Origin of the sequence: Garicola koreensis, assembly GCF_014195445.1 — a bacterium.
GTDB classification, from domain to species: Bacteria; Actinomycetota; Actinomycetes; order Actinomycetales; family Micrococcaceae; genus Nesterenkonia; species Nesterenkonia koreensis.
The window spans coordinates 51,642-75,804 of sequence record NZ_JACIBT010000001.1; the positions used below are offsets into that span (position 1 = coordinate 51,642).

Here is a 24,163-nt window from a genome sequence, read left to right on the forward strand (position 1 = left end):
AACCCTGACCAAAGAGAGACTCACATGCCGAAACACCCCACAGACCTGCTGAACATCGAGTCCCACTTCACCGCTGAGGAACTCGAGGTCAGGGACCGTACAGCTGACTTCGTCGATCGTCGGATCCGCCCGAACATCGGCACCTGGTACGAGAACGCCGTACTGCCCGTGGAGCTCATCGGCGAGATGGCCCAGCTGGGGCTGTTCGGCATGCACCTGCATGGCTACGGCTGTGCCGGTCGCAGCGCCACCGAATATGGGCTGGCCATGCAGGAGATGGAAGCAGGAGACTCCGGGCTGCGCACTGTGGTCTCAGTCCAGGGGTCCTTGGCGATGTCGGCGATCTATAAGAACGGTTCCGAGGAGCAGAAGAATCAGTGGTTGCCGAAGATGGCCGCCGGCGAGGTCATCGGGGCCTTCGGGCTGACCGAGCCTACTGCCGGGTCCGACCCCTCGTCGATGGCCACCACTGCGCGCAGGGATGGCGATGAGTGGGTGCTCAACGGGCAGAAGCGTTGGATCGGGTTGGCCAGCATCGCCCAGATTGTCATCATCTGGGCCAAGGCGCCCACTGAAGGAGCGGACGGCGAGATCACCGAGAAGGTCCGCGGCTTCATCGTTCCCACCGACACCGCCGGCTTCACTGTCTCCGACATCGAGCAGAAGCTCTCCATGCGTGCCTCCCTGCAGTGCGACATCACCATGGAGGAAGTCCGGCTGCCAGCAGACGCCATCCTGCCGAACAACCCCGGACTGCGCGGACCCTTCGCCTGCCTGTCAGAGGCGCGCTACGGCATCGCCTGGGGTGCAATGGGCGCAGCCCGCGACTCCATTGAGGCGGCACTTGAGTACGCCTCAGCGCGCCAGCAGTTCGACCGCCCGCTCTCCGGCTACCAGCTGACGCAGAAGAAGCTCACCGATATGACGGTGGAGCTGAACAAAGGCCAGCTGATCTCTCTGCAGCTGGGCCGGGCCAAGGATGCCGGCACCCTGGAGGACCACATGATCTCGGTCGGCAAGCTCAACAACTGCCGGCAGGCCATCGAGATCTGCCGCGAAGCGCGCACCATTCTCGGCGGCAACGGCATCACCACCGACTACTCACCCTTGCGGCATGCGAATAATCTGGAGTCAGTGCGCACCTATGAAGGTACGGACGAAGTCCACACGCTGATCATCGGTCACCGACTCACCGGTGAGCCCGCATTCCGGTGATCAGCCCGCCACAAGGGATAGGGAACTTGAGGAGACTATGGAACTGACCCAAGCAAGTGTCATCATCACCGGCGGTGCCTCAGGGCTCGGCGCAGCCACCGCCCGCACGCTCCACGACGCCGGGGCGCACGTGGTGGTCGTGGACCTGCCAGACGCCGAAGGGCAGGACACGCGAGCTCAGGCGGTGGCCAGCATCGGAGAGCGGGCGCACTTTCACCCCGGAGACGTCACCGACCCCCAGACTGCGGCCGAGGCGGTCGAGGCCGCCCAGAAGCTGGGGACGCTGCGGGTGATGGTCAACTGCGCCGGTGTGGCCACACCGGGCAAACTGGTGGGCCGCAGCGGCCCGCTGGACTTGGACACGTTCAACAAGGTGCTGGCGATCAACACCAGCGGCACCTTGAACTTCATGGCGCAGGCCGCGGCAGCGATGAAATCCAATGAGCTCACCGGTGAGGACCGCGGCGTGGTCATCAACACCGCCTCGGTGGCGGCCTTCGAGGGGCAGATCGGACAGATCGCCTATGCCGCATCCAAGGGGGCGGTGGCTTCAATGACCCTGCCGGCGGCCCGTGAGCTGGCCTCCAGCGCCGTTCGGGTGGTGACCATCGCACCGGGGCTGTTCCAGACGCCGATGATGGCCGGGCTGCCCGATGCGGCCCGTGAGGCGCTGCAGGCCAAGACCCTTCACCCGCCGCGGCTGGGCAATGCCGAGGACTACGCGCTGATGGTCAGTCAGGTGCTGGCCAATCCGATGCTCAACGGTGAGGTGATCCGCCTCGACGGAGCCGTGCGGCTGGAGCCCCGGTGACTTTTTCTGCTGCAGGGGCCTCGGGTAATACTTTAGTTGGGTGGGTGGTCTTCGGGTGCATGGAGATGGATAACTGCACCTCCGGTTTTGTGGTGCAGAACGCCATCACGGGCGGACTGTACGTGTAGGGTCCGGCGGAAAGTGGTACTTGGCACATGGGAGGGGTCCAGGCGTTGTTAGCTCCCGTCACCGGACAAGTCACCGGACCACCTATACGGACACCCCCTGCCCACGTGATTTCAAGGCTGCTGGTCAGCGGCGGGTGTGTTCGGTGGGGGTCCTTGAACGGCCGCAGGGGAAATCCTAAAGTTATCGCCGATCATCGCCTCGTTCACTCCGGTGGTCTTCCTGTCGCCTGCGGAACATACGGATTGGGGGTATCTGCCGAAGGCCTTGCCGGCGTGCACTTTCTGGTAGCTACGCGACGATTCGGTGATGAAGCAGTCAGGAACACTCCAGGTCCGCGTAGGTCTCGATGATGCGGGTCGGGGCATCTGGGAAACCAGCCTCGTCCAGCCCGGAACGCACTTTCTCCCTCACTGTCTCGATATAGGCGTAGCCTTCCAGCTTTTTGGCAGGAATCTCCTGGTGGCGGGACTGGGCATTGAGCAGTGTTTCCTCCCACTCCGCGATGTCCGTGGCAGAAACCGTCGACTCGCGCAGCGCACGTTCCGCCGCAGCCGATGCCTCGCCGGAAACATCTTGGACGAGCGGTTCGAGCCACCACTGGGCAGTGCACTCTCCTCCGTCAACCGGAAAAGTCTCCACGCGATCCGGTTCGCCGCGTGCGGAGCCGCAACCCGTCAGAGCCACGACCCATGCCAAGGAAAGTGCCAGGAATAACCTGTTCTCCGCCATGGCCTCACCGTACTACCGTGTACTTTTACACTCGGCGCAGCCAGGCGAGGGTCGGTTAGTTGTCATGCCTCATGTATCGGGATGAATGCTGGTCGCGTCTGGCTGGCACCCATTGAAGTGGTGTGGCTTGCGCGACGGCGCACGGTCACCTCAATTCACAGCGTGCCGCAAGAGGATCGACTAACGGGGCAAAGGTGGTGTGGAAGACCATGCGTCGATTTCAGCCGAGGTGGCGGAGCTAACGTTCAGGTTCCTCAAGGAAAAGCCGCCAGTTTTGTACGAGGTTGAGGTCATCGTAGGAAGCCTCTCGGATGCCCCAGGGGCCGACCTCGAGTAGGTCAGCCTCAGGAAATGTCGCCAGAATCGGTGAGTGCGTTGAGAGCACAACCTGCGATCCTTGCGCCTGGAGCTGGCGTAGCAGGGCAATCAGGGTCAGACAGTCTGAAAAGGACAGTGCCGACTCTGGCTCATCCAGAATCCAGAGACCGTGAATGCCCGATCGTGAACTTAGGAAGTCCAAGAACGCTTCACCATGACTGTGTTCATGCAGATTGGTCGGGCCGATCGTCTCTAGATAACTGAAGTGGCCATGCAGAGTCTCTGCCCGCAGAAAGACCCCCGCTTGGAGGCGCCTGGGCCACGTATCAGTTGAAGATGGTCGGCGAGGCCCGATTCCATTGGACGGGTTTCATGCATTGCGTTATGGGCGCCCCCCTCGGGATTGAGACCGAAAGCTGCGGCCAGCACTTCGACCACCGTTGATTTCCCCATCCCGTTGTCCCCGACGAGAACGGTGATGGGGCCAAGATCCAGACCAGCGTCGAGGATCTACTGTATCGGCGCGAGCGTGGCCGGCCAACTGCCCGATCTAAGGGAGCCGCTGGGTGCTCTTCGAGCCGTCCAACCGGCAACATGCTCGTGGCCACCAGGCGCCTAGCCTCTCAGGCTGCCCCAGCCGCCGATCGGTTATCGGTCAGTCGGTGATTCAAGCCAGCATTGCACTAACTGCAACGATGCCAACAGTGCACGGCGAGGTTAGTACACTTTGCGGCGGTGGCCGACCCGGAGCGCTAGTACAGTCAGGGTCTCGTCAGTGATCTGGGCGAGAATACGATAATCTCCGACGCGGTAACGCCACACGCCGGCGTGGTTGGCGGTCAGCCGTTTACCGCGTTGTCGCGGATCATCGAGCTGTTCGATTGCTTCGAGGTAGGCTATCACGCGACGTTGGACAGCACGGTCGAGCTTCCTATAGTCACGATCAAAATCTTCGGTAGTCTCAACCTGCCATTGCGACATCAGTGCTGCGTTGCCGCCTTCAGCTGGCTCAACGGCCTACTACGACGGCCGCCTTTCTCGAAAGCATCGATGGCAGCATCGGCATCAAATGCATCCTCGAGCTCTGCCAAATACTCATGAAGCGCAGTTCGTACATAAAAACTCTTGGAACGTCCGGTGCGCTGGGCAAGATCATCTAGACGTGTTTCTTCATCGGGAGTGAGTCGGATCGAGATAGTCATCGGGCACCCTTCTAATCGTCGTAAGACAAGTTTACACCCATTGCCACTTGAGGCACCAGGCGGTTTGTACCGTGCTGTGCCCATTTGGGATGGCGCGGCGGATGAGGGGATCTCTGCAAATCAGACCGCTGCTTCCGGTTTATCGGGGCTTAGATGCGGCGGACGTTTTGTGCTTGGCCGGACATGTACAGGGCAAGGAAACATTCCCGATCGTCAGAGAGCGCAGCATGGCTTGGCCCCCAGAAACCAATCATCAGCAGGACGATGCCGATACTTCCCTTGAGGGACGACTAACCCGTTCCGCCCCCTCTGGTACAACGGCTACACACGAACTTGAGGAGGAAGTGATTCGTCTGGCTGCTCGGACCCGTCAGGAGGCAAGCGGGCGACGTCGTACTGGACGTCTACGTTTATCACGAGGGGCGGCTGTCGGGTTGGCCGCTTGTGTGCTACTTGGCGGCGGTGCTGCTGCGGTGGCCGTGGTGGAACTGCGCAGTTACTGGTCAGACCGAGATACCGAGCCCCACGCAAGCTACAGTTTCGAACTGCCCAGCGGTGCCGAATGTGAAGTGGAGAGCACATGACGCACTGACAGTTTAAACAAGGCGACGATGAATCACTGTTCCACTGGTGTTTGAGACACCTGAGGAGGCCGCGTATGAGCTACTAGACCGAAGGGGCTCTGTCCGGCGGGCTCATTGTGTTGCTCATGGGCGCTCGGCCCACACGCCAGTGATTCTGAAGTGTCCAAGCATGGGTTTCGACTGACGCGTAATCACCTGGATATACACAAGTCTCGCGACCTCCTCGAACCCGCCACGTGCTCTCCTGACCACCACCGGCGTCCCGCTGAGGGGTCCCTCCCCGGACGCACGAGGGCTGAGGTATGAACGCACTGCTAAGCGGTGCGCGCCGTCGCCATACCATGCTGGTATGATATCGGTATGTCCGTGCAGATGACGATTCGAATTGACGACGACCTGGCCGCCTTTATCGACCAGGCCACCAAGGTTGGCGAGGGTAGTCGCGCCGACGTGATCAACCGCGCGATCAAGAGGGAAGTTCGGCGACGCGCGGCCCAACGGGACGCGCAGATATACGCCTCTGACGCTGACCCCGATCTGGAGACCGACGCCTATGCGGCATGGGCCGCGAAAAATGCCAACAAGGTGTGGTCGGAACTCGACTGATGCATCCGATCTGGCTGGCTCAACTCGACAAGACCCGCCCGGTGTTGGTGCTCACCCGCGAAGAGGTGAGGGCCGCACGCGACCTGGTCACGGTCGCACCGATCACCAGCACAGTGCGAGGTTTGAGCAGCGAAGTGGTCGTTGGGCGACGCAACGGACTTGACCACGAGTCTGTGGTCAACCTGGACTCTATCGCCACAGTTCCACGGAAGGTATTGGTGCGCCCCCTCGGCGGGCTTCTGGAGGAACAAGAGTATGACTTAACAAGAGCGTTCCAGGAAGCATTTGACCTGGCAGACTGACAGGCAAACATCGAGAATGAGGCCCCCTCAAGGCGACTGCGCTGCTGGGGTGCAATTCTGGCGATCGCATATGCCCAGGCGCATCGGGAATGGGTGCGGGGCGGGCTCAAACACGGCCTGGGCCTGGTTCCCTTCGAAGGGCGCGCCTGAATCGGATGGCACCATCATCTCACCCTGGTCACCGCCGCTCACCTGTTGCCCCTACTGCCAACGCGCCGGACCAACCTCACAAAATACTACCGGCCGGCCGGCACAGATATGCTGAGGGTCAAAGCCGATACGACGCTCAGCTGAAGAACCCGGACCCAAAGGTGGATCATGCCGACTGCAGACAACGCACACCACGACGACGACCAGGACTTCTCGCAGCTGAACCCGCGGCTGGCGGTGGGCGACTCCGAACCGGACCGCAACCTCGCCCTGGAGCTGGTGCGTGTCACCGAGGCCGCAGCCATCGCTGGCGGCGCCTGGGTCGGCAAGGGAGACAAGAACGGAGCCGACGGAGCGGCTGTGGATGCGATGCGTTCGCTGCTGGACACGGTGAACCTCAACGGCGTCGTCGTCATCGGTGAAGGCGAGAAGGACGAAGCCCCGATGCTCTTCAACGGGGAGCGGGTCGGCAACGGCGCGGGCCCTGAGGCCGACGTCGCCGTGGACCCGATCGACGGCACCCGGCTGACGGCACTGGGCTACAACAATGCGCTCAGCGTGCTGGCGGTCGCCGAGCGCAGCTCCATGCTGGACCCCTCGGCGGTGTTCTACATGGAGAAGCTGGTCACCGGCCCCGAGGCCGCCGATGTGGTCGACCTGCGGCTGTCGGTGAAGGAGAACCTGCAGCTGATCGCCAAGGCCACCCACAAGAGCATCGACCAGCTCAACGTCTGCGTGCTGGACCGGCCGCGGCACAACCAGCTGGTCGAGGAGATCCGCGAGGCCGGTGCCCGGACCCGGTTCATCATGGACGGCGACGTCGCCGGCGCGATCGCAGCAGCCAGTGAGGGCTCCGACGTCGATGTGCTCATGGGAACCGGAGGCACCCCGGAGGGCATCGTGACCGCGTGTGCGATCCGGGCCATCGGTGGGGTGATCCAGGGCCGGCTGGCCCCGATCGACGACGAGGAGAAGCAGCGGGCCATCGACGCCGGACACGACGTGACCCAGATTCTGCGCACCGAAGACATGGTCACCAGCGACAACTGCTACTTCGCCGCCACTGGGATCACCGACGGCGACCTGCTGCGCGGGGTGCGGTACCGCGGCGACCGAGTATGGACCCAGTCGATGGTGACCCGGTCCAAGTCCGGCACCGTGCGCATGGTCGAAGCCGAGCACCGCCACCGCAAATGGGAGACCTACACTGGGTAGGACGCGTGCTGGGTAGGGCACGCACGTGAACCCAGCCCTGCGGGGAGCGCCGGCCAGGTGGGAGGGAACAGCCAGGTGAAAGAAGGCAGCGACGCGATGACTGACCGCGACCAGGTCCTTGTGTACGGAGCCGACTGGTGCCGCGACTTTCGCCGCACCAGGCAGCAGCTCACCGAGCTGGACGTTGACTTCGACTGCATCGACACTGACGCCGATGCGCAGGCTGCCCAGCGGGCCCAGCAGATCTCGGACAGCACGAAAATCCCGGTAGTGGTCTACCCCGACGGCGGGCATCAGGTCGAGCCCAGCAACGATGAGGTCGAGGAGAAGCTGCGCGGGCTGTCGATCATCTGAGCCGATACTGCTGCCGCTTATCGCGGAGGCGGACGACCACTCCGCGGGCGGCCAGCTCATCGCGGCGGGCCTGTGCCTCTCCGGTTCTGTTGTCGGCAAGCGCTCGGCTGCGGGCCCGCAGAAGCTGGTGCACTGGTTCGGCCAAGTCTGGGCTGCGGTCCACCCAGTCGCAGAAGTCGCCCTCGCGCGGATCCTGCGCACCGACCCAGGGATACCCGAAGCCGTTCAGCGCTTCGGAGAGCCTGCCGGCGAGACTGTTGTCGGACGCAGTGCGTGAGAGCTCCATCGAATCGCCGTCGACCAGCACCAGTTCGTCCTTGTCCAGAAAAATCTCGGCGATCTCCTCCCGACCAAAGACCGCTGCGGAGTCCCCGCTCTCCACCCGCACAGCCTGAGGATCGATCACCACGCGGCCGACCTCGTCATTCCAGATGGAGAAGACGATCCATCCCACCACCGCACCGGCGATCGTCAGCAGCGGTGCCGACCAGATGAGTGGAAGCTGATCGATGAGGCGCAGCGGCGCCGGTGCGGTGTCGATCCGATCCAGCAGCCAGGAGACCACCGGCCCCACCAACAGCGCGACGACGAGCCCGATGCCGGCCCCGACCGCAGCGAAGGCCGGGGCGAGCTTGGAATCGACCGTCACCGTGATACTCGACTCGGACATCGTGGCGGGCTCCTTCAATCTGTCGTGGCCTCGACGGCGGCGGATTGCGTCGATGGGGCAGAGACATAGTACCCTAAAACCGAGCGCTCGATCTATTAATTGGGGGAGGGGATTCTGTGGCACGCACGGTCGACCCCGCGAAGTACGCGGCGAAGCGGCAGCACATACTCGACTGCGCCGCCGTCCTCTTTGCCCAGCAGGGGTATGAGCGCACCACGACCTCCCAGCTGTGTGCACGGGCCGGCATCAGCCCCGGCAACCTCTATCACTACTTCGCGGGCAAGAAGCAGGTGTTCCTGGCAGTGCTCACTCAGGACGAGCACGACACGCATGCGCTGCTGGATCGGCTCACCCAAGAGGCTGCGCCGCTGGAGGCTCTGATCAGCTTTGTCCTTCATCTGGCCCGGCCCGCCACAGCTGATCCGATCGTGCCCAAGCTCGTGCTGGAGGCGATGCTTCAGGCCCATCGTGACCCGGAGGTCGGTGCGGAGCTGGCCAGGGTCGACGACGACGAGATGCGGGGTCTGCGAGTTCTGCTGAGCAGGGCAGTGCAGGCAGGAGAGGCCGACCCGGCTTTGGACGCCGACGACGCCGCAGCCTGGATCAGCGCCCTGGTCAGCGCCGTGTATCTGCAGACTGCCTTAGCGCCGGACTTCGACGCCGCCCAGCAGCTCGCCAACCTGACCAGAACCGTGCGGGCCTTCCTGCGCGAGGCCTGAGCCGATAACTTGGCACCATGGACGCAGACTGGATTGAGCACCGGCGCGAGGACGGCGAACGCCTCGGTTGGATACGCATGGTGGGGGAGCAGTTCATCGCCGTCGATGTGCTCGGCCGCGAGATCACCGGAGAGGTCGACTGGCTTGAGGCCGAGGAGACTCTCGACGAACGCGGACTCGGCTTCCTTGCTGAGAGGTGGCTGTTCGACTCCCCTGTTCGGGGAACCGTCTTCGTGCGCATCGTCGAAGCCAGCCCCGCTGGTGTACGCGTGCGGGAGGACGACTTCGGGGCGGCAGCCGCTGCTGGTGCCGAGGTCCAGGACCACGACCTGCCCTTCCCCGCACCAGCCACGCTGCGGCCCGGCGGCTGAGCCTGCCTTCAGGGGGCTGAGCGGGCACAGCAGGTTTGGCCAGGAACGGCTGAGCGGTTATACCTTTGAACGCATGAGCAACCCCTCCGCAGTCAAGGCGCACTCCACCGCCGGCATCGAAGAGACCACCGGCATCACGTGGTACGACTGGGTTACACTGCTCGACGACGCCGGGGCAGAGAACCTCACCCACGCCGAAATCGCGGTGCTCAGCCACCAGAACATGCCCGCCCACGTCACCAATGCTGGGTGGTGGGCCCAGGGGGTGGCTATCGCCTATGAGCATCAGAAGGGCCTGCGTGTGCCCGGTCAGGCAAGCGACGGGAAGTTCTCCGCATCCGTGTCCAAGACCTACCCCGGTGACAAGGACGCAGCCTTCGCCCGGTGGATGGAGGTCGTTGCCTCCGCCGAACAGTTCGGCGATGTCCCGCTTCAAGAGGATCCCACCACCTCCTCCACGGAGAAGTGGCGGTACTGGCGGGCGAAGCTGGCAGACGGCACCCGCGTCGCGGTCACCGTCTCTGATAAGCCCGGGGGCAAGTCCACAGTGGCCGTGCAGCACTCAAAGCTTGAGTCCGCGGAGCTGATCGGCCCGTGGAAGGCAGTGTGGAAAGATGTCCTCGCCCAGCTGCAGGAGCCGCCGACCTGATGAGCGCCTCAGGGTTTCATTGAGGACCGGTGCATCATTGGATCTCAGCATCCGGTGGCCCCACACTGTACTGCTGGGCGGAGTCCACCGATTCGACGCCAGCCACGGCGCTCAGTCTGCTGTGAACAGTTCCTTCATCGCTGCCGACTGTTCCAGCACGGCCGGTGATCTGACCGAGGATGCCCAGCACCTGCTCCACTTGAAGTCCGGCGGCCTCAAGCTCACCGATGACCGTATCGATCTGGTCCCGGTGATCATCGCGGACCGTGACGATCCATTGCTGCCTGGCCATCGTTCAGCCTCCCCGGGCACAGCTCATGACGCACACTCTGCTCACGAGGCCCACCCCACCGGCACGCGCGCCAAGCCAGCACCGACGTCCAGATCGTCCTGGCCCTGCAGGGTGGAGGCGTGGCCGGTCAGCTGCTGCCACAGGTCTTCGCCGCGGGCACCGGTGGCGCCGCAGATCAGTGCGGCAATGCCGGAGACGTGCGGGGTGGCCATGGAGGTGCCGCTGATCCGCCGGTAGTGCTCATCTCCGATCCAGGCGGAGTGCACATCCACGCCCGGGGCGGCGATGTCCACCTCGCCGCCGTCGTGCGGTGAGGACCGGGCAGAGAAGTCCGCTGTGCGAAGCTGCGAGTCCACGGCGGCCACCGCCATCACGTGGGGGCTGTTGGCCGGGGCGCCGACAAACCCGTAGTCGCCGGCACTGCGCTGGGCATTGTTTCCGGCAGCGGCGATGATCAGCGAACCGCGCTCCAGTGCCCGACGCCCGGCAGCCACGTAGGGCGGGTGGATCTCACGCACGTCGGCTCCCAGCGACATGGAGATGATCTGACAATCGTGCTGCAGCGCCCAGTCGATGCCGGCCAGGATCGTGGCGTCAGAGCCCGAACCGTCAGCGCCGAGAACCTTTCCCGAGTAGATCTCCGCCTCGGCACCGACGCCGTAGCCGGGACCTTCTGCCGGCGTCCACGGGCCGCAGGCAGTTCCCACGCAGTGGGTGCCGTGCCCGTGGGCGTCGGTCGGGTCCTCACCCTCGACGAAGGACTCCGTGACAGCGGCCCGGGACCCGAAGTCGCGGTGGTCGGGGTCGAAGCCGGTGTCCAGTATCGCCACCCGCACACCAGCGCCTGCCTGCCCGGCCTGCTGCGCGGCAGTGATCTCCACCGCCTGCAGCCCCCAGGTCAGCTCGGCGGTGTCGGTCAGTTGGGCAGGGCCTGGGCCCTCAGTGATGGCGTAGTAGGTCAGCTCCGGGCGGAAGCTCATCGGCACCCGGCGTTCTCGGCATTTGATGTTCAGCAGGTCCAACTGATCACTCTGCGCGTCCACCACACCGATCCCCAGCCGTGGAAAGTACATCAGCGTGGACAGCCCCTCGGCACTGAGCAGCCCGGGGGCCTCCTCTTCCAGTACAGCCGGTCCGGAGGTGTCGAACGTCACTACGTAGCGTGCCATGCTGCCCACTCCTGCGTCGGGGAACCTTGGTGCCATGGTACCGGCAGAACCTGCGCGCCAGCCTCGTAATCCAGCCGCGCAAAATAAGGGCGGCAGGATTGTGATGGTGTGGTGATTTACCGATTGCCCAAGCCGGTGCCACATAATGGGGGACTGTGAGCGCACACCCTTCCACCCCACCGAGAGTCGGGGTCCTCGGCGACGGCCAGCTGGCCCGCATGATGTCCCCGGCCGCCACCCACCTCGGTCTCGAGCTCCATCTGCTCGCCGCCAGTCCCGCAGCCTCTGCCGCGCAGGTCATCGCCAGGACCACCATCGGCGACTACCGAAACGTCAAGGACGTGCTGGCCTTCGCCGCACGCCTGGACGTGGTCACCTTCGACCATGAGCACGTGCCTGCCGAAGTGCTCAACGCGCTCGCCGAGGCCGGCATCACCATGCAGCCCACCCCACAGGCGCTCGTCTACGCCCAGGACAAGCTGGCGATGCGCGGCGTCGTCGACGATTGTGGTCTGCCCAATCCCCGCTGGAGGCACGTGCACGCCCTTCAGGAGCTGACAAGCTTCGGCGACTCCGCCGGGTGGCCGGTGGTTCTGAAAACGCCCCGCGGCGGCTATGACGGCAAAGGCGTGATGATCATCGACGACGCCGCAGCCGCCGACGCGACCGAGGTCGCCGACTGGTTCAGCCGAGCCGCCGAGTCCGGCACCGGACTGTTGGCCGAACAGAAGGTCCCCTTCACCCGTGAGCTCTCCGCCCAGGTGGCCCGCAGCGCCTCCGGGGAAGTCGCCGCCTATCCGGTGGTGGAGTCCACCCAGACCAACGGCGTCTGCGATGAGGTGATCGCCCCGGCCCCGCACACCTCCCAAGCCCATCTGGCTGAGGCCGAACGCATCGCACGCACTATCGCCGAGACGCTGGGGGTGACCGGAATGCTCGCCGTGGAGCTCTTTGAGATCGCCGAGGACGACGCTCACCGCGGCACCCCGGCGGGCATCTACGTCAACGAACTGGCCATGCGCCCGCACAACTCCGGGCACTGGAGCATGGACGGCTGCGTCACCAGCCAGTTCGAACAGCACCTGCGCGCCGTGCTGAACCTTCCCCTGGGTGCCACCGCAGTGACCGGCGGCGCCGGGGGATATGCGGTGATGAAGAACCTGCTCGGCGGCAGCAACCAGAACCTCCATGCGGCCGTGCCCGAGGCCATGCGCCGCAGCGCCGACTGCAAGATCCACCTCTACGGCAAGGAGCCCACACCGGGTCGCAAAATCGGTCACGTCAACGTCCTCAGTCACACCAACAGGCCCGACGACACAGACGACGCCGAGGCGCGGCTGCAGGCCGCACGCGATGCCGCTGCCGAGGCGGCCGCCATCATGGTGGAAGGATCAGCCCAATGAGCCCATCGAACACGCCCCTGGTCGGCCTGGTCATGGGATCAGACTCCGACTGGCCGGTGATGAAGGCAGCCGCCCAGGCGCTTGAGGAGTTCGGCATCAGCTTCGAAGTCGACGTCGTCTCCGCCCACCGGATGCCCGAGGAGATGATCAGCTACGGCAAGCAGGCGCATCAGCGCGGGCTGCGAGTGATCATCGCCGGTGCCGGGGGAGCGGCCCACCTGCCGGGCATGCTCGCCGCAGTCACCCCGCTGCCGGTGATCGGGGTTCCGGTGCCGCTGAAGCACTTCGACGGTATGGACTCGCTGCTCTCCATCGTCCAAATGCCGGCCGGGGTGCCGGTGGCCACCGTCTCGGTGGCCGGTGCGCGCAACGCCGGGCTGCTGGCGGTGCGCACCCTCGCCGCAGGCTCCGATGAGCACGCCGGGCTCCTGCGCGATAAGCTGGTGGACTTTCAGACGGAGCTCGCCTCCGCAGCCCACGCCAAGGGCGAGGCGCTGCGCACCGAGGCCGCTCACTGGCCCACCCACATCCCACCCACATCCCACACACCCCCCGACGACGGCGGAGCTCAGCAGCTGCAGTGACCACACCGACCATCAGCTACCACCAGTTCCGTGCCGAGCACGATGTGGTCCGCGATCCCCGCCGGGCCAGTCAGCGCGACCGCAGCCGCCGCGCCGTCATCCTGACCCTGCTCACCCTCTTTCTACCCGGCGGAGCCCAAACCACCGCCGGTTCGCGCAAGCTGGGCCGGTTCGCGCTGGCGGTCACCATCGGATGCTGGTTCGTGCTGCTGCTGGGCCTGATCATGTTCTTCACGCTGCGCTCTGTGCTGCTGAGCGCACTGACCCAACCGTTCCTCATGTGGGTGGGCTCAGTGGTGCTGGCAGCACTGGCCATCGGATGGCTCATCCTCTGGGTGGACACCCTGCGGCTCATCCGGTTCACCACCTTGGCCCCCGGATTCAAGCCGATCATCGGGGTCGCACTGGTGCTGGCCACCCTGCTGACCTCCGGCGGACTGGGATACGGCGCCTATCTTCTCAACGAGAGCCGCCAGGCGCTGGCTGGGATATTCTCCGGCGGGCCCGCCATCGACGCCGCAGAGGGCCGCTACAACTTCCTGCTGATGGGTGCCGACGCCGGAGAGGGACGCCAAGGTCTGCGCCCGGACTCGATCCACGTCATCTCGGTCAACGAATCCTCGGCTGAGACCATCATCTTTTCGATCCCGCGCAATTTCCAGAACGCCCAGTTCGCCGCAGACTCCCCGCTGAACGAGGTCTACCCGAACGGCTACAACTGCGGCAATGACTGCATCATCAACTTCCTCTACACCGAAACCCAGAACAACTACGCCCACCTCTACCCCGACGCTCAGGATCCGGGTGCGGCAGCCATGATGGACGCCGCCGCTGGAACCCTTGATATGACCATGCACGGCTACGTGATGGTCGATATGGCCGGCTTCTCCGAACTGATCGACGCGATGGGAGGAGTGACCGTCGAGTCCGGCGGCTGGGTGCCCTACCGCGGCCAGCGTCCCGACGGATCAGGCTGGGGCGATACCTGGTTCGAACCCGGAGTGCACACCTTCGACGGCGACGAGGCCCTGGCCTTCGCCCGATCCAGGGACCACAGCTCCGACTTCAACCGGATCCAGCGCCAGCAGTGCATCCAGCAGGCCATGATTGCTCAGTTCACCCCGCAGACTCTGCTCACCCGGTTCACCGACATTATGGCCGCCGGGGAGAACCTGGTGGAGACCGACCTGCCCCAATCCCAGCTGGGAAGCCTGATGAACCTGGCCGCAGAAGCTCAGGAGCACGACCCGCAGCGACTGACCCTGGGTGCACCGGACTTCGGATCCGCCGGCGACAACTTCTCCACCTACCCCGACTTCGAGCAGATCCGTGCCCGCGTCGACGAGCTCCTCGCCAATGAGGAGGCCAATGAGGACCAGGACGACGACGCCCAGGAGTCGCCCGCGCAGGCTCAGGACGAGGCGGACACCGAGTCCGAGACCGACCAGAGCTCCGAGGACTCCCCGGCAGGGCCGACCCCTGACCAGGACGATCCAGCCGTCTCTGATGATGAGCCTGAGGTGGAGACACCCGCCGAGCCGAGCGAACTCACCCAGCCCGACGGCTCGCCGCTGACCGTGGAGTACCTCATAGCAGCTGAGGACCGCGGGGAGACCGGCATCCTCCAAGAGGCTGCCAGCACCAACGGAGAATGCAGCCCTGCGCAGTGAGCCGCAGTGGGATCTCGGCCACACTTGGCCGGTCCTGCGGCCGGATTCCGGTCTCTTTTCGGTTTCCGCTGGTATGGTTTCTGCGATGTTCAGGATGATCAACCCCATTCAGGACTATGCCTGGGGGTCCACTGCGGCGTTCAGCGAGCTTTTCGGCTGGGCCGAGTCGACGACTCCTCAAGCAGAGATCTGGATGGGATCCCACGCCAAGGCTCCCTCCCAACTTGTTGAGGGCTCCGGCGAACTGCCGCGCCTGGACACCCACCTCAGCGAGCACCCCCAGCAGCTGGGCACCTGGCAGCACTCCGGAACCACACTGCCGTTCCTGCTGAAGATCTTGGCTGTGGCCACGCCGCTGTCCATCCAGGTGCACCCCTCCCGGGAGCAGGCCCGCTCCGGCTTTGCCGCCGAGGAGAGGCGCGGCACTGATCTGAAGGCGCCGCAGCGCAACTACGTCGACACCAACCACAAGCCCGAGCTCATCGTGGCGCTGACCAGGTTCTCCGCACTCTGCGGATTCCGGGACCCCCGCCAGACCCTCAGGGACCTGACTGCGCTGCAAGAGATCGTGGCCGCCCAGGTCACCTCAGACGACGACGAGACTGTCCAGGCGGTGCAGACGCTGAGCCGGCACCTGCAGAACGGCGAAACCCGCGCCGCACTGCGGGCCTCGCTGCAGGACTGCGCGGAGGAGCTGGGCCACGCGGCGAAGCTGCTGGCAGCCACCGACCTGCGGGCCCACCAGGCGTCCCTGGCGCCACAGAGCCTGGACACCGTTGAACGCATCACCGCAACCTTCCCCGGAGACCCGGGGCTGTTCGTGGCACTGATGCTCAATCGCCGAGATCTTGAGCCCGGCCAAGCCCTGTTCCTTCCCTCGGGGAGCCTGCATGCCTATTTGGGCGGCGTCGGTGTGGAGATCATGGCCAACTCCGACAACGTCCTGCGCGGAGGGCTGACGTCCAAGCACGTCGATGTGCCCGAACTGCTGCGCGTCGCGGCAAGCGATGTCGTCGAACAGCAGCTGCTGGAGCCGGACGCCTCCACCCCGCACCAACACATCTACCACACCCCAGCGGAGGAGTTCTCCCTGCGACGCATCGACTTCCCTGACTCCGGGCTGCACCACGAAGTACGCGACTCCGGCCCTGCCATCGCGGTATGCACCGCCGGGACGGTCACCGCAGGCCAGATGCTGCTCAGCGCCGGAGAGTCAGTGTTCATCCCCGCGGGCGAACCCACAGACTTCAGCGGTGCAGCAGCGCAGCTGTTCATCGCCACAGCCCCCAGTGCCACATCCGCCGGCATCCCAGGGCAGCATGGGGACCCGGCATGAGCGGGCTGTGGCAGAAGGCCATGGCACTGGTGCGTGCCTTCTGGCGGCAGCTGGCCAAGTTCGGCGTCGTCGGCGGGGTGGCCTTCGTGATCGACTCGGCGATCTTCCTGGCACTGATCACCGGGCCCATGGAGGATTCCCACGTGAAGTCCCGCCTCATTGCCGGCGCGGTGGCCACCCTCTTCTCCTGGATCGGAAACCGCTACTGGACCTTCCGCCACCAGCGCACCCCCACCCGGGTGCGGGAACTGGTGATGTTCATCATCATGAACCTCATCGGCATGGGCATCCAGGCTGCCTGCGTGTTCATCTCCTTCTACGGTCTGGGGCTGACCTCGGCGACGGCGTCGTTCGTCTCCGGCAATATCATCGGCCTGGGCTTCGCCATGTGCTTCCGCTTTGTGGCCTATAAGCTCTGGGTCTTCACCGGCGAGTCCGGTTCGCTTGCTCCGGAAGCCGCCCAGCACGACGCTGCCGACCCGCGCCGCTGAGCAGCTTCAGGCAAGTCCTTCGTTGCGCCGCATCTGCTCCCACCTGGGACCACCGGCTTCGCCCTCAAACAGCACCACCACACCGCCGTGCGCCCAGGTGCTGACCATCGCGGGCACCGAGTCCGGCTGCCAATCGGTCAGAACCAGCGGTGAGGCCGCCTCCTGGGCCGTCTCCGGAAGCGACACCGGATCCAGGGGCGCCAGCAGCTGATCCGGCTGCTGCGGGGTCTCCGCGGAGATGTCCAGAACCCAGGCGGGCAGCGCCTCACCGGTGGCCGCTTCGAAGGAGGCGTCGAGCATCCCGGCAGACAGTGCCCCCAGCTCAGCCTGACCCAGCTGCGGCGAGCCGATCCAGTCCCTCGGCCGATCGGTGATGACCACCTCGGCATCATCGGCGGAACCCACAGCGACCTCGGCTCCCATGGCCGAAGCGGCCAGCAGCACCGCCGCCGCCTTCCAATGGGCGGGGCTGTCCAGCAGGACCACGTCGGCCTCGCCGAGGTCGTACTCTTCGCTGAGGAGCCCGATGAGCTTCACCGCCCAGTTGGCCAGCACCCGACCGGACAGCTCCACACGGGACTCGTCAGCGCTGTAGAACACCACCGCCGGCTGGGGCCGTGACCCCAGCAGGTCCAACAGCTCGGAATAGTCCGTGGGAACGCTGCGGGTCGGCCCAGAAAGGGATAACGGCGCCATGTTTGTCGACCTCCTTGAAAAGTCCCCGGTCACGGCATCGCTGCGAGAAGACCGGGTCGCTGCGAGAATTCCGCGCCGCGCCGCGGGTGTTCGACGCGCCGGGGCCACTTGACGAATGTTTACTCACACCAGTGTAATTAGGTGCAGACACAGACCATGTCACTCAATTTATCGGGAGGCCCGGAACCATGGGGAAGGCACAGCGGCTGCCGAGCGTCAGCCCGGAGCAGGACGAGACACCTGTCCAGAGGAACGGACTCGACGTCCCACCGGACTGGTTCGTCGACCCAGCTGATCCCGCCGCTGCGCAGAAGCTCCAGCACGGCAGCGCCTTGGAGGACCAGGCCACAGCCTTCCTCGCGGCCGCAGAAGCCGAAGAGCCTGACTCCACCGTCACCGCCCTCAGTGAGGCTCCCTCCCGTCGCACTGAGTCTGATGAGAGTCCGCAGGACGACGCCGACTCGGTGTGGCTGGGCCTGCCGGCACTCATTCCGGCCGAGGAGATTGAGGGAGAGCTCGCCTGGCAGGTCGACGCGCTGTGCGCCCAGACCGATCCGGAGGCGTTCTTTCCGGAGAAGGGCGGCTCCACCCGGGATGCTAAGAAGGTCTGCGCTGCGTGCACGGTGAAGCAGGAGTGCCTCGACTATGCGTTGGGCAACGATGAACGCTTCGGCATCTGGGGCGGACTCTCCGAGCGGGAGCGCCGCAAGCTGAAGAAGAAGTTCGCGTAGCCTTGTTGCCGCAGACGGGGGCTTAGTCGGTGAGCAGCGCTGCCGGCGCCCCACTTCATATCGCCGCCGTCGTGCTGCACGGCGGCGATTTTACTGCGCTCTCCCAAGCACTGGCGGCCCAGACGCGGCCGCCGGACTCGATCATCGAACTGTCCGCTGCCGGCTACCGCGGTCCTGAGGATCTTTCCCGCTCGCTGCGCTCTGGTCTGCTCACTGATCACCGGGCGGCACAGCAGACCCGCACCACCGGGGGCGCCGGAGCCGCGGCGACCAGCCTGTGGCGCACATTAGAGCGTCAGCTGGGGCAGGGGTTCGCCCCCAACTACCAGTGGTTGTGGATTCTGCCGGCCGATGCGCTGCCCGAACCCGAGGCCCTGCAGCGGTTGGAGGATCGGCTCTTCACCGTCAAGGACGAGTCGACCCACGACCAGATCGGCATCATCGGAGCCAAACAGGTCCATGCTGAGGCCCCGCACCGCCTGGTCAATGTGGGGCTGCATTCCGTGCGCTCCGCAGAGATCCTCACCGGCACCGAGCCGTGGGAACTGGACCAGGGCCAGTACGACGGCGAGGACGAGGTGCCGGCCGTGTCAGCCCACGGGATGCTCGTCCGCGCCCGACTCTTCGGCGACCTCGGCGGCTTCGACCCGACCCTGACCGGGGACTACGCCGCCGCCCAGTTCTGTGCCCGCGCTCAGGAAGCCGCGGCCGGCGTCGTGGTGGAACCCAGCGCTCATATCCGCAGAACCCAGCCGGAGCGCCGTGACCTGGTGCACCGGTTGGGCGGGGCGCTGTGGCTGCCGCCGCAGCAGCGCAAGAGCCAGATCCGCACCCGACTGGGCGCCGCCGGTGTGCTGGCACTGCCTTTGCTGTGGGTGGGACAGTGGTTCACCGCGTTGCTGCGGGTGATCGCGCTGTTCGTCTGCAAGGCGCCCGATGCGGCGCTGAGCCAGCTTGCCGCCAGCACCTCTGCGCTGCTGAACATCAGGGCTCTGGCTCACCTGCGTCGCTTCAGTCGGACCGGCCGGCGGGTGGCGGCCGCACGCGCCGAGGGTCCTGACGAGGCCAAGCGCCGGGTCGCTCGGGGGCGGCAGAGACACCGGGAGGGTCGGTTGTCCGCTGCGTCCCTGCGGGCCCAGCGCAGACGTGATGTGACTGCTGAGACGGTCAGCAGCCCGAACCACCGGCTGACCGCCGGACCCGAGGTCGAGGATCGTGGGGTGGGCGAACCCGGAAGCGGCGACGGCGAGTTCGATCAGATCCCTGCGCGCCGCTCGGAGGACCGCCTCGGTCTCTTCCTGGTGCTGACTGTCCTCACCGGCATCTCACTGGTGGGCTACCGCGAACTGCTCACCGCCCCAGCCCTGGGCGGCGGGGCCGCACTGCCGGTCTCTGGTTCTCTCGCGGAGGTCTGGCACCAGATCACCTCGTTCCTCGTCCCAGATTCTCTGGGGGAGCGGGCAGCCGCCGATCCCTTTGCCCTGGTGCTGCTGGTGCTCTCGGTCCTCTCCCTGGGCCACGCGTCTGCGGTGCTGGTATGGATCACCATCCTGGCTGTGCCGCTGAGTGCGCTGACAGCATGGTGGGCCGCTGGGCTCTTCAGCGCCAGGACCTTCCACCGGATCATCGCGGCCCTCATCTGGGGGCTGCTGCCGGCGCTGCACACCTCGGCCGGGCAGGGCCGAATCGGCGCTGTCATCGCTCATATTCTGCTGCCGATCCTCGTGCTGGCCGCCGTGCGGGCAGTCCAGGCTCGACGGCGCGCTGAGCCGGCCGCTGCACACCGCAGGGTGACGTCGCTGCGGCTGGCCGCCGGGTGGGAGACTGCCGCCGCAGCTGCCCTGCTGCTGGCCGTGATCGCCGCAGCCGCCCCGGTGCTGCTGGTTCCGGCGGTCATCACCTGCCTGGTGGTGCCGCTGGTGACCGGTCGCAGCGGAAGAGTGCTGTGGCTGGTGCCCATTCCTGCGGTGGCCATCTTTGTCCCCATGCTGATCTCCGCGTGGGATCGCGGGGCCAACCTGGTGGCAGTGCTGCTGAGTGAACCGGGCCTTGCGCTCGACGCTGCCGAGGCGGGTGCCCCGGCGCCGGTGTGGCAGCAGCTTCTGGGGTTCTCGCGATCATTCGACGCCGCGGCCGGCCTGCCCGGGGCATCCTTCGCAGATTCGGCAGCCTGGCTTCCCGCAGTGTTCGACGAGAGTTTCTGGAGTCTGCGACTGGCGCTGCTCATCGGTGGGCCCCTGCTGCTGATCGCGCTGATCGCCCTGTTCGCCGCCGGACGCCGGGCGACGGTGCTGACCTGTGGGATCATCGCCCTGGGCACCCTGGGGTACTCCAGTCTGGTGACCAAGCTCAGCGCGAGCCACGCCGCTGGTGAGCTGGTGGCAGCCGACCCCTCGGTGCTGGTCTCGGTGCTGACCCTGTGCCTGATCGCCGCAGCCCTGCGGGCCTTGGAGGCCGCACCTCACTCCGGATCTGCATCTCACTCCGCATCCGGGCTCGGCAGCCTCTTTGTGCCCGTTGCATCGACTCTGCTGATCGTGGCGATCTTCGTCTCGGGGGTTTTCTGGGCGGCGCCGCGGATGCTGGCCGCCAGCGGAATATCGGACCGCACGGTCACCGCAGTCAACACCGAACCGGTCCTCATCGCACCCGGCAGCGTCCGAAGCCTGCCGGCCACAGCCGCCGACCAGGGTGGAGGCCCGGCGGCCACCCGAACCCTGATGCTGGCCAGCGGACCCGACGGGGTCACTGCCCAGGTCGTCTCCGGAGATGGCCACACTCTGGACAAGGCCCGCACCGCCTCAGCGGCAGCGGACCTCCCACTGTGGGCCAGCGACCCAGCCGGCCCACTGGGCACCTCCCAGCCCGCCGCCCAGGAGCTCTCCGCGAGCAGCCTGCGCCTGGCAGAGCTCATCGCCGCACTGGTCTCTCCGGGCTCGCAGCACGTCACCTCGCTGATGCAGGAGCTGGGGATCGGCCACGTACTGGTCACTGAAGGCAGCGGTCTGGCGGCGGTCACCGATACCGCCGGCGGCCTGGTCAGCGTCGGCGAGACCAGCCGCGGGGCCCTGTGGCGGGCCGAACCTGTCGCAGAGGAGCTGCCGGGCGGGCCCGGAGTGTCCGGCACTGCCACCGCCTGGGCGCGGATCGTCGATGATCAGGGCGAGATGATTGCCCTGCTGCCCAGCTCCGAGAACCAGGTGCACACCGACCTAAGCACCATCACCGGGCCCGAGGGCGAACCGCTCACCGTGGACCCAGAGCGCCAGTACTACCTGGAGATCGCCTCCGAACGGGCCCAAGGGTGGCACGCCCAGCTCAACGGCGATCCCCTGCGGACGGTCACCGCGGCAAGCCTCGACGTCGAACCCGAGGCCGTTCCTTGGATGCGCCAGTACCACCTCCCCGCCGAAGCGCTCACCCAGGACCGGGCCGAACTGGTGCTGGGACACCGTTCGGACTTCCAGTATCCGGTCCTTCTGGTCATTGCCGGCCTGCTGGTGCTGTTCGCCCTCATTGCGGTGCCGCTGCCGCGCAGCTGGAGAATCTTGGAGGTGCGACCATGAGCGCCAAAGTCAGCAAACATCTTCGCAGGCAGCGTCGGGCCCGGAAGAAGGCGATCAGGCAGCAGGACCGCTACGGATCCCCGGTCCAGTCGCAGCCGCGCCACAGCAGCCCGGAATCGGCAGAGCAGCCGACGGTGAGGGCCCAGGCTGTGCGCACCTCCGCTGCGCGAACCTCCACAGCGGCCCGCATCGCGGCCGTGCTGGCCGGGTGTTGCCTCATCGGCGCAGCCGGTGGGTCGGCCGCGTTCCACCTGTCCGACACGCAGGCCGCAGACCCGCTGCGAGTGCCCGCAAACTATGTGGTGGCACCACCGGTGGCCGACCGGCTGGTCTGCCCGCCCACTCCGGGAACGCCGGATTCGCTGGGTGAATCCGGAATCATGGAATATGCCGATCGTGATGAATCGGTCCAGACCTCCCGGGACGCTCTGCTGTTCGCATCGGCGTGGGGTGTCGCTCCCAGCGCGCAGTGGGGCACCATCACCCAGGACGGCCGCGGCGAGCAGGACCGCTTCCAGGAGGAGACCACCCCGCAGAGCGGGTCCAACAGCCAGCTGCTGGCTGATCGGGAGCCGACGCTGGCCGAATCCCAGGACACTGACCTGCCCACCGTGCTGGAGGTCCAGCCCCTGGAGGGAGTCGCCGTCGACGACGCCCCCGCAGCAGCAGCCAGCTTCACCTACCTTGCTGAGGACGGTCCCCAGTCCGGGCTCATCGCATCCTCCTGCACCCCTCCACAGCCCAGCCGCTGGTTCCTCGGGCCTGAAACCGCGTCCGACTCGGCCTCGCTGCTGACCCTGACCAACCCGAACAGCCGCGAAGCCACCGTGACGGTCTCCACCTACAGCCCAGAGGGCAGCACCGGGGGTCTGGGCAGCACGACGCTGCTGGTGCCGGCGGACTCGGTGCGCACCATCAACATGGCCTCCCTGACTGAGGACGCTTCTGCCATGGCGGTCCACGTCCGATCCTCCGGTGCCCCGGTGGCCAGCCACCTGCAGACCAGCCGTGCCTCCGGCAGCGGAGGCCAGGGCACCGACATGCTGCCAGCACTGGCTGAACCGGGCACTGAGCACCACCTGCTCGCTGCGCCGGCCGGCGCGGACGAGCCGCCTCAGCTGTGGATCCACACCCCCGGTGAGCAGGCAGGAACCGTGGAGCTGCAGGTCTTCGACTCTGAGGGCCAGGTGCCCATCGACACCCCCGGGGTGTTCACCGTAGAAGAGGGGGCGGTCACCGTGGTGGACATCGAAGGGCTGGAAGCGGGCACCTACGACGTCGTGGTGCGCACCGAGGCGCCCAGCCTCGCCGCTGTGCGCAGCACCGACGACGGCCAGCCGGACGACGACGCCCAGCAGAACGATGAAGCCCAGGACCTCAGCTGGTCGGCGGCCGCCGATGCGGTGCAGCCCGGCTTCGGCGCGCTGCTTCCCCCGGCGGGGCAGACGGACATGCACCTCTTTGGTCAGGGGGAGCTCACCTACCGGCTGCTGGACACTTCCGGTGCCAGCAGTGAAGACCTCACCATCGAGGTCGAGGCCGACCGCTCCACGGTGATTTCCCATGGGCAGCTGCAGGATCAGGCGGAGGCCGCCGGGCTCGACGATGTCCACAGCATCGTGGTCACTGAGTCCGCGGGGGAGATTCGTGGGGGCACGATCTCCCGGGATGACGAGGGCAGATACAGCATCGGCGACCTGCAGACCATCAGCCCCACCGCACAGTACGTGCCCCTGCGCCTGCAGCGCTGACATGCCTGAGCGGTTCCCGGCGAAGTGCTGCGGTCATGGGTAGGCTCAGGTGCTGTGGATCCTAAGCGCCGATGCACCAAGAGCAGCTGTGAAGGCTCAGCGGTGGCAACTCTGACCTATTCCTACGCCGACTCCACCATTGTGGTCGGCCCCATCAGTGTCTATGCGGAGCCGCACAGCTACGACCTGTGCGCCGCGCACGCCGACGCGGTGAGCCCTCCGCGGTTCTGGGAGATTCTCCGGCTGGACTACAGTGCCGCTGCCGCAGATGACGACGACCTGCTGGCACTGGCCGAGGCCGTCCGCGAACCCAGAAGGCAGCGTGATGATCAGCAGAATCGCCTCGCTGATCAGGGGCCCTCGGCGCGACAAGCCCCGGCGCCGATGCCCCCGCCGGAGGCGGAGGGCTCCATTGCCCGGGGTCATCTGCGCATGCTCCGCGACTGACCC

The 24,163-nt window shown here is 66.0% G+C and carries 25 protein-coding genes; 18 read left to right on the plus strand and 7 right to left on the minus strand.

What is annotated here, in order from left to right:
- Positions 1 to 24 precede the first annotated feature (24 nt).
- Entirely contained in the window at positions 25 to 1,215 is a 1,191-nt protein-coding gene (locus FHX47_RS00265) for an acyl-CoA dehydrogenase family protein (protein WP_183356910.1), read from the plus strand.
- Between the two features lie 37 nt (positions 1,216 to 1,252).
- Positions 1,253 to 2,026, plus strand: a complete 774-nt coding sequence (locus FHX47_RS00270) for an SDR family NAD(P)-dependent oxidoreductase (RefSeq protein WP_183356911.1) — start codon at positions 1,253 to 1,255, stop codon at positions 2,024 to 2,026.
- Between the two features lie 444 nt (positions 2,027 to 2,470).
- Here the strand turns inward: FHX47_RS00270 and FHX47_RS00275 are convergent, their stop codons facing one another.
- The 3 genes from FHX47_RS00275 to relB form a co-directional block, all read right to left on the minus strand.
- Positions 2,471 to 2,884 carry a hypothetical protein gene (locus FHX47_RS00275; RefSeq protein WP_183356912.1) on the minus strand — a complete coding sequence of 138 codons (414 nt, stop codon included), beginning with the start codon at positions 2,882 to 2,884 and terminating at the stop codon, positions 2,471 to 2,473.
- Between the two features lie 1,035 nt (positions 2,885 to 3,919).
- Positions 3,920 to 4,183 (minus strand): type II toxin-antitoxin system RelE family toxin, encoded by a 264-nt coding sequence (locus tag FHX47_RS00280; RefSeq protein ID WP_183356913.1) that lies wholly within the window; start codon positions 4,181 to 4,183, stop codon positions 3,920 to 3,922.
- On the minus strand, positions 4,183 to 4,404 hold the full coding sequence (gene relB, locus FHX47_RS00285; protein ID WP_183356914.1) for a type II toxin-antitoxin system RelB family antitoxin: 222 nt from the start codon (positions 4,402 to 4,404) through the stop codon (positions 4,183 to 4,185). The genes FHX47_RS00280 and relB overlap by 1 nt, the downstream gene beginning before the upstream one ends.
- 944 nt (positions 4,405 to 5,348) lie before the next feature.
- Here relB and FHX47_RS00290 point away from each other — a divergent pair.
- From FHX47_RS00290 to FHX47_RS00305, 4 genes are all read left to right on the plus strand, one after another.
- On the plus strand, positions 5,349 to 5,594 hold the full coding sequence (locus FHX47_RS00290) for a hypothetical protein (protein ID WP_183356915.1): 246 nt from the start codon (positions 5,349 to 5,351) through the stop codon (positions 5,592 to 5,594).
- Entirely contained in the window at positions 5,549 to 5,896 is a 348-nt protein-coding gene (locus tag FHX47_RS00295) for a type II toxin-antitoxin system PemK/MazF family toxin (protein WP_343064243.1), read from the plus strand. Before FHX47_RS00290 ends, FHX47_RS00295 begins: the two co-directional genes overlap by 46 nt.
- 318 nt (positions 5,897 to 6,214) lie before the next feature.
- Positions 6,215 to 7,261 carry a class II fructose-bisphosphatase gene (glpX, locus tag FHX47_RS00300; RefSeq protein ID WP_183356916.1) on the plus strand — a complete coding sequence of 349 codons (1,047 nt, stop codon included), beginning with the start codon at positions 6,215 to 6,217 and terminating at the stop codon, positions 7,259 to 7,261.
- 96 nt (positions 7,262 to 7,357) lie between these two features.
- The gene (locus FHX47_RS00305) at positions 7,358 to 7,615 is read left to right on the plus strand and encodes a glutaredoxin domain-containing protein (RefSeq protein WP_183356917.1); all 258 of its coding nucleotides are present in this window, start codon (positions 7,358 to 7,360) and stop codon (positions 7,613 to 7,615) included.
- Here the strand turns inward: FHX47_RS00305 and FHX47_RS00310 are convergent.
- Positions 7,608 to 8,285 (minus strand): YqeB family protein, encoded by a 678-nt coding sequence (locus FHX47_RS00310; protein WP_183356918.1) that lies wholly within the window; start codon positions 8,283 to 8,285, stop codon positions 7,608 to 7,610. The genes FHX47_RS00305 and FHX47_RS00310 overlap by 8 nt on opposite strands.
- A 116-nt stretch (positions 8,286 to 8,401) precedes the next feature.
- Between FHX47_RS00310 and FHX47_RS11015 the strand changes: the two genes are divergently transcribed.
- The 3 genes from FHX47_RS11015 to FHX47_RS00325 all read left to right on the plus strand — a co-directional run bounded on the left by FHX47_RS11015 (position 8,402) and on the right by FHX47_RS00325 (position 10,024).
- Positions 8,402 to 9,004 carry a TetR family transcriptional regulator gene (locus FHX47_RS11015; protein ID WP_183356919.1) on the plus strand — a complete coding sequence of 201 codons (603 nt, stop codon included), beginning with the start codon at positions 8,402 to 8,404 and terminating at the stop codon, positions 9,002 to 9,004.
- Between the two features lie 17 nt (positions 9,005 to 9,021).
- Positions 9,022 to 9,375, plus strand: coding sequence for a hypothetical protein (locus tag FHX47_RS00320; RefSeq protein ID WP_183356920.1), 354 nt, complete (start codon positions 9,022 to 9,024; stop codon positions 9,373 to 9,375).
- Positions 9,376 to 9,448: 73 nt separating this feature from the next.
- Complete coding sequence (locus FHX47_RS00325) at positions 9,449 to 10,024, plus strand: hypothetical protein (protein ID WP_183356921.1); 576 nt, start codon at positions 9,449 to 9,451, stop codon at positions 10,022 to 10,024.
- A gap of 34 nt (positions 10,025 to 10,058) precedes the next feature.
- Here the strand turns inward: FHX47_RS00325 and FHX47_RS00330 are convergent, their stop codons facing one another.
- Entirely contained in the window at positions 10,059 to 10,316 is a 258-nt protein-coding gene (locus FHX47_RS00330) for a hypothetical protein (RefSeq protein WP_183356922.1), read from the minus strand.
- A 41-nt stretch (positions 10,317 to 10,357) separates the two neighbouring features.
- Positions 10,358 to 11,485 (minus strand): S8 family serine peptidase, encoded by a 1,128-nt coding sequence (locus tag FHX47_RS00335; RefSeq protein WP_246327881.1) that lies wholly within the window; start codon positions 11,483 to 11,485, stop codon positions 10,358 to 10,360.
- A 155-nt stretch (positions 11,486 to 11,640) separates the two neighbouring features.
- Here FHX47_RS00335 and FHX47_RS00340 point away from each other — a divergent pair, with 155 nt between their 5' ends.
- The 5 genes from FHX47_RS00340 (at position 11,641) to FHX47_RS00360 (ending at position 16,969) form a co-directional block, all read left to right on the plus strand.
- A complete protein-coding gene (locus tag FHX47_RS00340) occupies positions 11,641 to 12,888 on the plus strand; it encodes a 5-(carboxyamino)imidazole ribonucleotide synthase (protein WP_183356924.1) in 1,248 nt (415 codons plus the stop codon).
- On the plus strand, positions 12,885 to 13,472 hold the full coding sequence (gene purE / locus FHX47_RS00345) for a 5-(carboxyamino)imidazole ribonucleotide mutase (protein WP_183356925.1): 588 nt from the start codon (positions 12,885 to 12,887) through the stop codon (positions 13,470 to 13,472). The genes FHX47_RS00340 and purE overlap by 4 nt, the downstream gene beginning before the upstream one ends.
- Positions 13,469 to 15,142: an LCP family glycopolymer transferase gene (locus FHX47_RS10725; RefSeq protein ID WP_183356926.1), complete on the plus strand. Its 1,674-nt coding sequence runs from the start codon at positions 13,469 to 13,471 to the stop codon at positions 15,140 to 15,142. Before purE ends, FHX47_RS10725 begins: the two co-directional genes overlap by 4 nt.
- A gap of 85 nt (positions 15,143 to 15,227) precedes the next feature.
- Positions 15,228 to 16,478, plus strand: coding sequence for a mannose-6-phosphate isomerase, class I (gene manA, locus FHX47_RS00355; RefSeq protein ID WP_183356927.1), 1,251 nt, complete (start codon positions 15,228 to 15,230; stop codon positions 16,476 to 16,478).
- The gene (locus FHX47_RS00360) at positions 16,475 to 16,969 is read left to right on the plus strand and encodes a GtrA family protein (protein WP_183356928.1); all 495 of its coding nucleotides are present in this window, start codon (positions 16,475 to 16,477) and stop codon (positions 16,967 to 16,969) included. The genes manA and FHX47_RS00360 overlap by 4 nt, the downstream gene beginning before the upstream one ends.
- 6 nt (positions 16,970 to 16,975) lie before the next feature.
- Here FHX47_RS00360 and FHX47_RS00365 read toward each other — a convergent pair whose 3' ends face one another.
- On the minus strand, positions 16,976 to 17,665 hold the full coding sequence (locus FHX47_RS00365; RefSeq protein WP_183356929.1) for a TIGR03089 family protein: 690 nt from the start codon (positions 17,663 to 17,665) through the stop codon (positions 16,976 to 16,978).
- Positions 17,666 to 17,853: 188 nt separating this feature from the next.
- Between FHX47_RS00365 and FHX47_RS10730 the strand changes: the two genes are divergently transcribed.
- Genes FHX47_RS10730 through FHX47_RS00385 form a run of 4 tightly spaced genes read left to right on the plus strand, consistent with a single transcriptional unit; the run spans position 17,854 to position 24,160 of the window.
- Entirely contained in the window at positions 17,854 to 18,396 is a 543-nt protein-coding gene (locus tag FHX47_RS10730) for a WhiB family transcriptional regulator (RefSeq protein WP_246327882.1), read from the plus strand.
- 29 nt (positions 18,397 to 18,425) lie between these two features.
- The gene (locus FHX47_RS00375) at positions 18,426 to 21,962 is read left to right on the plus strand and encodes a glycosyltransferase family protein (RefSeq protein WP_183356930.1); all 3,537 of its coding nucleotides are present in this window, start codon (positions 18,426 to 18,428) and stop codon (positions 21,960 to 21,962) included.
- Positions 21,959 to 23,713 (plus strand): DUF5719 family protein, encoded by a 1,755-nt coding sequence (locus tag FHX47_RS00380; protein WP_183356931.1) that lies wholly within the window; start codon positions 21,959 to 21,961, stop codon positions 23,711 to 23,713. The genes FHX47_RS00375 and FHX47_RS00380 overlap by 4 nt, the downstream gene beginning before the upstream one ends.
- A gap of 54 nt (positions 23,714 to 23,767) precedes the next feature.
- Complete coding sequence (locus FHX47_RS00385) at positions 23,768 to 24,160, plus strand: DUF3499 family protein (protein WP_183356932.1); 393 nt, start codon at positions 23,768 to 23,770, stop codon at positions 24,158 to 24,160.
- Positions 24,161 to 24,163 lie beyond the last annotated feature (3 nt).